Source organism: Tabrizicola sp. (genome assembly GCF_036781545.1).
Taxonomy (GTDB): Bacteria; Pseudomonadota; Alphaproteobacteria; order Rhodobacterales; family Rhodobacteraceae; genus Tabrizicola.
Map to the genome: position 1 here is coordinate 1 of NZ_DAIQAT010000138.1, position 9,207 is coordinate 9,207.

Consider the following 9,207-nt stretch of genomic DNA (forward strand, 5'->3'; position numbering starts at 1 on the left):
CATCCTCCTGGATCACCACCCGCGTCGCACCCTCCGGCACCGGCGCGCCGGTGAAAATGCGGACGGCCTGGCCGGGGCCGATCAACCCGGCGAAAGCATGTCCTGCCCCGGCCTCGCCGATCACGGTGAAGCTCTCGCCCTTTGCCGGATCACCCCGCAGCGCATAGCCATCCATCGCCGAGGCCGGAAAGGGCGGCTGGTCGCGCTTCGCCACGGCGGGGGCGCACATCCAGCGCCCCGAAGCCCGCGCCAGCGGCACGGTTTCCGGCGGCAGGGGGGCGGCAAGGGCCAGGCAGCGGGCAAGCGCCTCTTCGACCTGGATCATCGTTGCAATCGTCATGGGGCCTCGTAACGCCCGGATTTTCCGCCATCTTTCAGGATGACACGCACCCCGTCGATCACCATCGACTTCTCCACCGCCTTGACCATGTCATAGACTGTCAGCGCGGCCACGGAAACTGCCGTCAAGGCCTCCATCTCCACCCCGGTCTGGCCCGAGGTCTTGACGGTCGCCTCGATCCGCACCCCCGGCAGCGCGGAATCCGCTGTCAGTTCCAGCGCGACCTTGGTGATCGGCAGTGGGTGGCACAGCGGGATCAGCTCGGCGGTCTTCTTGGCCGCCATGATCCCGGCCAGCCGCGCGACGGCCAGCACGTCGCCCTTCTTCGCCCGGCCCTCGGTGATGAGCCGCAAGGTCTCTGCCGTCATCCGCACCGCACCTACCGCCACGGCAACGCGGTCGGTCACGGGCTTGCCCGAGACGTCGACCATATGCGCCTGGCCCCGGTCGTCGAAATGGCTGAGGCCGCTCACAGCCCGCCCTGTGCGGTCAAGGGTTTCGCCAGGATCGCCCGCGTAGCGGCGGTGACATCCTCCTGCCGCATCAGGCTTTCGCCGATCAGGAAGCAGCGCGCGCCGTATTGCGCGAGGTCGGCAAGGTCGTCGGCGGTGTAAAGCCCGCTCTCGGCGATGATCATCCGGTCCTCGGGCACTCGGCGGGCCAGCTTGCGCGTGGTGTCGAGCGTCACCTCGAATGTGTGCAGGTTGCGGTTGTTGATGCCGATCAGCGGGGATTTCAGCAGCGCCGCGCGGTCAAGCTCGGCCTCGTCATGCACCTCGATCAGAACGTCCATGCCGAGGGCCATCGCGGCGGTCTCCAGTTCAGCGGCCTGGCCGTCGTCGAGCGAGGCCATGATCAGCAGGATGCAGTCGGCATTCAGCGCGCGCGACTGCGTGACCTGCCAGGGATCGTAGAGGAAATCCTTGCGCAGGCAGGGCAGCGCCACGGCATCATGCGCGGCCACAAGGTATTCGTCCGCCCCCTGAAAGCTCGGCGCGTCGTTCAGGACCGACAGGGAGGTGGCGCCCCCGGCCTCATAGGCCTTGGCCGGCGCCGGCGGGTCGAAGTCGGGGCGGATCAACCCCTTGGACGGGCTGGCTTTCTTGATCTCGGCGATCAGCCCGTAGCCGGTCAGCGTCGCCTCGCGCAGCGCCCGGGCGAAGCCGCGGGGCGGGGCGGCGGATCTGGCGGCGGCCTCGATATCGGCGAGCGGCGTGGCGGCTTTGGCCTTGGCCACCTCCTCCAGCTTGTAGGCCTTGATGCGGTCGAGGATGGTCATGCGGTCTCCTTTCGCCCGGTGCCGGGAGATAAACTCCCAACCCCGCAGAATGTTCAAAAGAGGCTGGGCCGGTCCTAGCCTGTCGGGCGGGGGAAGGGAAGTCTAGAGCGACCAGTCGATTTCGGGCTCGCCCCGCGCGGCGAGCCAGCGATTCACCTGGCCGAAGGGGCGCGAGCCGAAGAAGCCGCGATGCGCGGACAGCGGCGAGGGATGCGGGCTTTGCAGGACAAGGTGGCCGTCGCGCGGCAACCCGGCGCAGGCCTTCTGCGCGGGCGCGCCCCAAAGCAGAAAGGCGCGGGGGCCATCCGCGGCGGTGGCGGTCAGGATCTCGGCGGCCAGCGCCTGCCAGCCCAGGGCCTTGTGGCCGTGGGACTGGCCCACCGGCACGGTCAGGACGGGGTTCAGGAGCAGGACGCCCTGCCGGGCCCAGCCGGTCAGGTCGCCGTCGGCCTTGCGCTGCCCGGTGTCGGCGGCGACTTCCGTCAGGATGTTCTTCAGGCTGTCGCGCGGCGGCTGGCCGGGCGGGAAGGAAAAGGCAAGGCCGGTCGCGCGGCCGGGCGTGGGGTAGGGGTCCTGGCCGAGGATGACCACGCGGACCGCCGGGCGCGGGGTCAGGTCGAGGGCGCGGAAAATCGCGTCCGGCGCGGGCTGCCAGTCGGGCAGGGCCTCCAGCCTGCGCCAGAGCGCCTCCCAGCGGCCATCGGTGAAGAAGGGCAGGTCGGCCCAGCTGTCGGGCGGCTCGGGCCGGTCAGCCATGGGTCAGGCGGGCCAGCGCCTCTACCTTGGCCTTGGCCGCGCCGGAATCGATCGCCGCGCGGGCGACCTCCACCCCTTCCGTCAGGCTGCCTGTACGGTCGGCCACCACCAGCGCGGCGGCGGCGTTGAGGAGCACCGCATCGCGATAGGCCCCCGGCGCGCCATCCAGAAGCGCGCGGAAGGCGGCGGCGTTCTCGGCGGGCGTCCCGCCCAGGATCGCCTCGAACGGATGCGGGGCGAGGCCTGCATCCTCCGGGTGGACGGTAAAGTCGCGCACCGCGCCGTTTTCCACGGCAGAGACAGAGGTCGGGCCGCAGATGGTGATCTCGTCGGTGCCGTCCGAGCCGTGGACCAGCCAGGCTTTTTCCGACCCGAGGGTCAGGAGCGTCTCCGCCATCGGGCGGATCAGCGCGTCGGAGAAGGCGCCGGTCAACTGGCGTTTCACCCCGGCGGGGTTGGTGAGGGGGCCGAGGATGTTGAAGATCGTCCGCGTTCCCAGTTCCGCCCGCACCGGCATCACATGCCGGATCGCGGGGTGGTGCATCGGCGCCATCATGAAGCCGATCCCGGCCTCGGCGAGGCAGCGCTCCACCACCTCCGGCCCGACCATCACGTTCAGGCCAAGCTCGGTGAGGGCGTCGGCGGCGCCGGATTTGGAGGAGAGGTTGCGGTTGCCGTGCTTGGCGACCGTCACCCCGGCGCCGGCCACGACGAAGGCGGTGGCGGTGGAGATGTTGAGCGTCCCCTTGCCGTCGCCGCCGGTGCCGACGATGTCGATGGCTCCCGCGGGGGCCTTCACCGGGTTGCATTTCGACCGCATCACGCTGGCGGCGGCGGCGTATTCGTCGACCGTCTCGCCCCGCGTCCGCAAGGCCATCAGGAAGCCGCCCATCTGGGCAGGCGTGCCCTCTCCCTCGAAGAGCGCGTCGAAGGCGGCTTCCGCCTCGGCCCGGGTCAGGGGGCGGTTGGCGGCGGTGCCGATCAGGGGTTTGAGGATGTCGCTCATGCCAAGACTTTCGCGCGGGCTTCGTCGAGGAAGTTCCGCAGCAGCTGATGGCCGTGCTCGCTGGCGATGCTCTCGGGGTGGAACTGGACGCCCTCGATCAGGTGGCGCTTGTGGCGGAGGCCCATGATCGTGCCGTCCTCCAGCCAGGCGGTGACTTCCAACTCCGCCGGGAGCGTGGCGCGGTCGACGATCAGCGAGTGGTAGCGGGTGGCCTGGAAGGGCGAGGGGAGCCCCTTGAACACGCCTTGCCCGGAATGGTGCATGGTGCCCATCTTGCCATGGACGATTTCGTGGCAGCGGACGACGTTTCCACCGAAGGCTTCGCCGATGGTCTGGTGGCCGAGGCAGACGCCGAGCAGGGGGATACCGGCCGTCGCGGCGGCTTTGGTGAGGGGCAGGCAGATCCCGGCGGCGGCGGGGTCGCAGGGGCCGGGGGAGAGGACGATGGCCGAGGGAGCCATCGCGATCACGTCCTGCACCTGCAGGGCGTCGTTCCGCTTGACCACCACCTCCGCGCCAAGTTCGCCGAGGTAGTGGACGAGGTTCCAGGTGAAGCTGTCGTAATTGTCGATCAGGAGGAGCATCGGTCTTCCCTTCGGGCCGGTTCCGCCGGTTATCGCCGATGCGGGGGGCGGTGTAAACCGGGGTCGGGGCGGGGGTGCCCGCGCGTGGGCAGAGTTTCGGACTGCACGATTTCAATGGGTTGTCTGTGGTCGTTTACGTTCGCTTCACCATTGCGGCGGGCTCGTCGCTTCCTTCGGTCGCTCCTCGCGGGGCCGGTGACGAGCGACCGGAGGACGCGAGGAGGCGTCAGTCGTGGCGGACCAGATCATCCTCGCCGAGGTAGCAGCCTGTTGCCACCTCCATCAACGTCACCGGCAGGCGGCCGGGGTTTTCCAGCCGGTGCATCTGGCCGAGGGGAATCTGGATCGCCTCCCCCTCGCCGAGGAGGCGGGAGCGCAGGCCGATCGTCACCTCGGCGGTGCCTTCGACGACCACCCAATGTTCCGTGCGGTGCAGGTGGGAGTGGAGCGCCGTCGCCTCACCGGGTGCAAGGCGAACTTCGCGGACATGGAAGCGCGGGCCCGAGGCGAGGACGGGGCGTGGGAGAACGGGCTCAGCCGCGGTGAAGGCGGCCCGCGCCTCGGCAAAGCCTGCGTGCTGCGATCCGTCCATGATCCGGTCCCCTTGTGCCATGCGGAGCAGACTCGCCGGAAAATGGTGAACAGGCGGTTAATGCCGCCGGGCCATTTCGGGGCATTTCCGGGGCGGGCGGCCGGAGGGCTGGCGGCGCCCACCCCCGACCGCTCCCCACAGAGGGGGAGGGGAGGTGCTGCGTGCAGCGGTTGGCTTTCTGGCGGGACGGTTCGCTGGCCGATGCGGTGTCATATCGAGCGCCTTGCGGCGCGCGCTTTTGTCTCGCCTCTGTGCGCGAAGGGCGCACAACCGGCTCGGACGTGCCTCCGGCGGGGATATTTGGGCAAATGTGAAAGGTGAAGCCGAGGAGGAGCGTCAGGTGGAACACCAGTCTCCGGTGGGTCTGGCGTAGCCGAGGATCGGCATGTTCCGGAGATAGGAGTCTTCGATCGGGCAGCGTACAAGACTCCTCGGGCGCCGTGTCTGACGAACACGAACCGATCACCACTATTGCGCCGGAGGGACCCGATCTACGTCCAGTCCAGCACCACCTTGCCGGAGAGGCCCGAGCGCATGGCGGCGAAGCCCTCCTGGAACGCATCCACCTTGAAACGGTGGGTGATCACCCGGCGGATGTCGAGGCCGTTTTCCAGCATGGCGATCATCTTGTACCAGGTCTCGAAGATTTCCCGTCCGTAGACGCCCTTGATGGTGATCGCCTTGAAGACGATGCGGCTCCAGTCGACCGGCGACTTGCCGGGCGGGATGCCCAGCATCGCGATGCGGCCGCCCATGACCATGTGTTCGACCATCTGGTCGAGGGCCTGTTGCGAGCCGGACATTTCCATCCCCACGTCGAAGCCCTGGGTCATGTGGAGGCCGGAATAGACCGACTTGAGGTCGGTGGTCGCCACGTTGACCGGGACCACATCGGCCACCTGGCCGGCAAGGTCGAGCCGGGCCTGGTTGATGTCGGTGATCACCACATGCCGCGCGCCGACATGGCGGGCGACGGCGGCGGCCATGATGCCGATGGGACCGGCGCCGGTGATCAGCACATCCTCGCCGATCAGGTCGAAGCTGAGCGCGGTATGGACGGCATTGCCGAGCGGGTCGAGGATCGCGCCGATCTCGTCGTCGATCGCGTCGGGCAGGGGGACGACGTTGAAGGCGGGCAGGCGCAGGTATTCGGCGAAGGCGCCGGGTTCGTTGACGCCGATGCCGCGGGTTTCCGGATCGAGGTGGAACTTGCCGGAGCGGCTCTGGCGCGAGGTCTTGCCGATCAGGTGCCCCTCGCCCGAGCAGCGCTGGCCGAGGGTCAGGCCTTCGACGTTGCGGCCTATCTCCACGATCTCGCCCGCGAATTCGTGGCCGGTCACGAGGGGGACTGGCACGGTCTTCTGTGCCCAATCGTCCCAGTTCCAGATATGGATGTCGGTGCCGCAGATGCCGGTCTTGTGGATCTTGATCAGCACATCGTCGGGGCCGATCTCGGGCACCGGGCGGCGCTCCATCCAGAGGCCGGGCTCGGGGCGCGCCTTCACGAGTGTCTTCATTTCGTTGGTCATTTGGGGGCCTCGGGTTGGGCGACAAGGGCAAGCCAGGTCCAGTGGACCCCGGCAGCGAGGTTTGCGGGCTGGATCGACCGCGCGCTGGTGCGGAAGGTTTCGCGGAAACCTGCCCCGGCCAGCAGTTGCGCGGTGTCGTCTACGTCAATGGGCCAGACCGGGCGGTCGGTCGAGGCGGGGCCATGGCGCAGCGCCATCAGGAGCGTTGCACCCGCCGCGGCGAGGCGGCGAAGAACCGGGGCGGCGGCCTGACGTTCACTGGCGTCGAGATGCTGCCAGACGGCGGACAGGATGATCAGGTCGAAGTGTTCGTCCAGCGCAAGGGCTTGCGGCAACGCGGGCAGGGCGTCGGTGATCCAGCGCGCGCCGTCCTGCGCTTGTCCGGCGGCGACGAAGGCCGGGACCGGCTCGACCGCGGTGACCGCGTGCCCCATCGTGGCCAGCCAGCGCGCATCGCGTCCGGTGCCCGCGCCGATGTCGATGATCCGCGCGGGGGTCGAGGGCAGCAGATGCCGGACCGGAGCATACCAGATCTCGTTCGGGATCGCATCGTAGCGGACGACAAGTTGCGCGGCCTGGGCGGTGTAGCCGGCGATGGCATGGGCCGAGGTCATAGGAGAACTCCGGTCGCCCGTCCGGCGGCCTGGAAGGCGTCCAGCGCAAAGTCGAGGTCTGCACGGGTCAGCGCCGCGTTCATCTGGGTGCGGATGCGGGCCTGGCCCTTGGGGACGACGGGGAAGAAGAAGCCCGCGACATGGACGCCGCGGCTGAAGAGGTCGGCGGCCATGGCCTGCGCGAGCTTGGCGTCACCCAGCATGACGGGGACGATGGGATGTTCGCCCGGCAGGAGGGTGAAGCCCGCGGCGGTGAGGCTCGCGCGCCAGTAGGTGGCGTTCTCGGTGAGCCGGGCGCGCAGGTCGTCGGCCTCTTCCACGATGTCGAGGGCGGCCAGCGCGGCCCCAACGACCGCGGGAGGCAGGGCGTTAGAGAAGAGATAGGGCCGGGCACGCTGGCGCAGGAGGTCGATCACCGGTTGCGGCCCGGCGATATAGCCTCCCAAAGCGCCGCCGAGCGCCTTGCCGAGCGTACCGGTCAGGAGGTCGACCTTGACGCCCGCCCGCGCCGGGGTGCCTGCGCCTTTCGGGCCGGTGAAGCCGGTGGCGTGGCAGTCGTCGACCATGACGAGGGCGCCGTAGCGGTCGGCCAAGGCGCGGATTTCCGGCAGGTTCGCGTAGTAGCCGTCCATCGAGAAGACGCCGTCGGTCGCGATGAGTAGGAAGCGGGCGCCGTCGGCGCGGGCCTGTTTCAGCTGGGCTTCCAGATCGGCCATGTCGGAGTTGGCGTAGCGATAGCGCTTCGCCTTGCAGAGGCGGATGCCGTCGATGATCGAGGCGTGGTTCAGCGCGTCGGAGATCACCGCGTCGTCCGGGCCGAGGAGGGGCTCGAACAGCCCGCCGTTCGCGTCGAAGCAGGCGGCGAAGAGGATGCTGTCGTCGTGGTTCAGGTAGCGGGCGAGGCGGGTCTCCAGCTTCCGGTGCAGGTCCTGGGTGCCGCAGATGAAGCGGACGCTGGCCATGCCGAAGCCGTGGTCGTCCATGGCGGCCTTGGCGGCGGCGATCAGGCGCGGGTCGTCGGCGAGGCCGAGGTAATTGTTGGCGCAGAGGTTCAGCATCTCGCGCCCGGCCATCTGCACATGCGCGCCTTGCGCCCCGGTGATCAGGCGTTCGCGCTTCATCAGGCCCTCGGCCTCGATGCCCTCAAGGGTCGCGGTGATGTGGCTCAGGAACGCGAATTTTTCCGTCATGGCAGACTCCTTTCCGGTTTGGCGGAAACTGGCAGATCGTGGGGGTCGTGTCAACTTGGCGGATGCGTATCCGTTAAACTGGAAGTCAGCTGTCCTGGACGATAAGGATGGCGCGGGCGGTTCCGGTCGCAGCGATCTCGTGCGGGCGGTCGGCGGGGTAACGGGCGACGTCGCCGGGCGCGAGGCTGTCGGTGGCGTCGCCCGAGGTGACGGCGAGGCGGCCTTCGAGGACGGTCAGGTGCTCGCGGCAGCCGGGGGAATGGGCCTCGGAGGTGAGTTTGGCGCCCTTGGCGAAGGCGAGTTCGTAGACCTCGTGATGGCCCACGCTTTCGGGGGCGGAGAGGATGCGGATGGTGACGCCGCCGCGCTGGATGACGGGGGCGGCGGCGGCGCGGGTGACGTCGATGCCAGGGGCGGGGCGGCCTTCCAGAAGCCCCGCGAAGTCGAGTTGCAGGGCCTGGGTCAGGGCCCAGAGGGTGGCGACGGTGGGCGAGGATTCGCCGCGCTCGATCTGGCTGACCATCGAGCGGGACACACCGGACAGCTTGGCGGCAGCGTCGAGGGAAAGGCCGCGGGCCTTGCGGGCGGCGCGGAGCGAGGCGGCGAGACGGTCGTGGATGTCGGAGCGGTCGGCCATGCGGCCATGGTGGCGGGGATCGAGGGAAGCGTCAATCTTGAGGGGCGCTCGTCGTCTCCTTCGTCGCTCCTCGCGGGCCTCCCGACGAGAAGCCGAAGGCGCACGAGGAGCCGCCGGTCAGGTGCCGCAATAGGTGACATAGGTGCCGAAGCCTGTGGGGGCGGGCAGCATGTAGGGCTCGGCTTCCGTGAAGGGATGCTGGATCGCGGAAAGGAGGGCGTGGAAGGGGGCCATGTCGCCCTTCGTGGCGGCGGTCAGCGCCTCCTCGACCTTGTGGTTGCGCGGGATCACTGCGGGGTTGGCTTGCGTGATGCGCCGGGCAGCGCCATCCCCGGCGCGGGCGCGCCAACGGGGGAGCCAGGTCTCCATCCGGGCGAAATCGGGGAAGAGCGGGCGCAGCGCGGCTTCGTCGGCAAGGCGGCGGAAGGTGAGGGTCCAGTCGGCGCCCTCCATCGCTGACATCAGGTCGTCTGCGAGTTGCGCATCGGCCTCGTCTTCGCCGGGCAGGCCCAGCTTGCGGCGCATCACGTCCAGCCATTCCGTGCCGTAGCGCGGGGCGATACCGGCGAGGCGGTCGTTGGCGATCTCGATGGCGCGTTCCTGCACCGGGTCGAGAAGGGGGACCAGCGTCTCGGCCAGGCGGGCGAGGTTCCAGCCAAGGATCAGCGGCTGGTTGGCAT

The 9,207-nt window shown here is 69.1% G+C and carries 11 protein-coding genes and 1 pseudogene; all 12 read right to left on the bottom strand.

Features of this window, described 5'->3' with window-relative positions:
- Positions 1-325 (bottom strand): annotated as a pseudogene (locus V7Q39_RS16410) (molybdopterin molybdenumtransferase MoeA); the annotation flags it as partial.
- 11 nt (positions 326-336) lie between these two features.
- Complete coding sequence (gene moaC, locus V7Q39_RS16415; RefSeq protein WP_333817691.1) at positions 337-813, bottom strand: cyclic pyranopterin monophosphate synthase MoaC; 477 nt, start codon at positions 811-813, stop codon at positions 337-339.
- The gene (gene trpC, locus V7Q39_RS16420; RefSeq protein WP_333817692.1) at positions 810-1,619 is read right to left on the bottom strand and encodes an indole-3-glycerol phosphate synthase TrpC; all 810 of its coding nucleotides are present in this window, start codon (positions 1,617-1,619) and stop codon (positions 810-812) included. The genes moaC and trpC overlap by 4 nt, the downstream gene beginning before the upstream one ends.
- Before the next feature lie 102 nt (positions 1,620-1,721).
- Positions 1,722-2,375 (bottom strand): uracil-DNA glycosylase, encoded by a 654-nt coding sequence (locus V7Q39_RS16425; RefSeq protein WP_333817693.1) that lies wholly within the window; start codon positions 2,373-2,375, stop codon positions 1,722-1,724.
- Positions 2,368-3,381, bottom strand: a complete 1,014-nt coding sequence (trpD, locus tag V7Q39_RS16430) for an anthranilate phosphoribosyltransferase (protein WP_333817694.1) — start codon at positions 3,379-3,381, stop codon at positions 2,368-2,370. Before trpD ends, V7Q39_RS16425 begins: the two co-directional genes overlap by 8 nt.
- On the bottom strand, positions 3,378-3,965 hold the full coding sequence (locus V7Q39_RS16435; protein ID WP_333817695.1) for an anthranilate synthase component II: 588 nt from the start codon (positions 3,963-3,965) through the stop codon (positions 3,378-3,380). Before V7Q39_RS16435 ends, trpD begins: the two co-directional genes overlap by 4 nt.
- 226 nt (positions 3,966-4,191) lie before the next feature.
- Positions 4,192-4,557, bottom strand: coding sequence for a phosphomannose isomerase type II C-terminal cupin domain (locus tag V7Q39_RS16440; protein ID WP_333817696.1), 366 nt, complete (start codon positions 4,555-4,557; stop codon positions 4,192-4,194).
- A 491-nt stretch (positions 4,558-5,048) separates the two neighbouring features.
- Positions 5,049-6,074 (bottom strand): L-threonine 3-dehydrogenase, encoded by a 1,026-nt coding sequence (gene tdh / locus V7Q39_RS16445; RefSeq protein ID WP_333817697.1) that lies wholly within the window; start codon positions 6,072-6,074, stop codon positions 5,049-5,051.
- An 8-nt stretch (positions 6,075-6,082) separates the two neighbouring features.
- The gene (locus tag V7Q39_RS16450) at positions 6,083-6,700 is read right to left on the bottom strand and encodes a class I SAM-dependent methyltransferase (protein WP_333817698.1); all 618 of its coding nucleotides are present in this window, start codon (positions 6,698-6,700) and stop codon (positions 6,083-6,085) included.
- Positions 6,697-7,890, bottom strand: coding sequence for a glycine C-acetyltransferase (gene kbl, locus V7Q39_RS16455; RefSeq protein WP_333817699.1), 1,194 nt, complete (start codon positions 7,888-7,890; stop codon positions 6,697-6,699). Before kbl ends, V7Q39_RS16450 begins: the two co-directional genes overlap by 4 nt.
- Before the next feature lie 85 nt (positions 7,891-7,975).
- Entirely contained in the window at positions 7,976-8,527 is a 552-nt protein-coding gene (locus V7Q39_RS16460; RefSeq protein WP_333817700.1) for a helix-turn-helix domain-containing protein, read from the bottom strand.
- 117 nt (positions 8,528-8,644) lie between these two features.
- Positions 8,645-9,207: protein adenylyltransferase SelO family protein (locus V7Q39_RS16465; protein WP_333817701.1), on the bottom strand; the 563-nt coding region annotated here is incomplete at its 5' end.

Excerpts from the sequence above, each read along its gene's own strand:
- trpC (WP_333817692.1), bottom strand. The coding sequence starts at position 1,619 with ATGACCATCCTCGACCGCATCAAGGCCTACAAGCTGGAGGAGGTGGCC.
- V7Q39_RS16425 (WP_333817693.1), bottom strand. The coding sequence starts at position 2,375 with ATGGCTGACCGGCCCGAGCCGCCCGACAGCTGGGCCGACCTGCCCTTC.
- trpD (WP_333817694.1), bottom strand. The coding sequence starts at position 3,381 with ATGAGCGACATCCTCAAACCCCTGATCGGCACCGCCGCCAACCGCCCC.
- V7Q39_RS16435 (WP_333817695.1), bottom strand. The coding sequence starts at position 3,965 with ATGCTCCTCCTGATCGACAATTACGACAGCTTCACCTGGAACCTCGTC.
- V7Q39_RS16440 (WP_333817696.1), bottom strand. The coding sequence starts at position 4,557 with ATGGACGGATCGCAGCACGCAGGCTTTGCCGAGGCGCGGGCCGCCTTC.
- tdh (WP_333817697.1), bottom strand. The coding sequence starts at position 6,074 with ATGAAGACACTCGTGAAGGCGCGCCCCGAGCCCGGCCTCTGGATGGAG.
- V7Q39_RS16450 (WP_333817698.1), bottom strand. The coding sequence starts at position 6,700 with ATGACCTCGGCCCATGCCATCGCCGGCTACACCGCCCAGGCCGCGCAA.
- kbl (WP_333817699.1), bottom strand. The coding sequence starts at position 7,890 with ATGACGGAAAAATTCGCGTTCCTGAGCCACATCACCGCGACCCTTGAG.
- V7Q39_RS16460 (WP_333817700.1), bottom strand. The coding sequence starts at position 8,527 with ATGGCCGACCGCTCCGACATCCACGACCGTCTCGCCGCCTCGCTCCGC.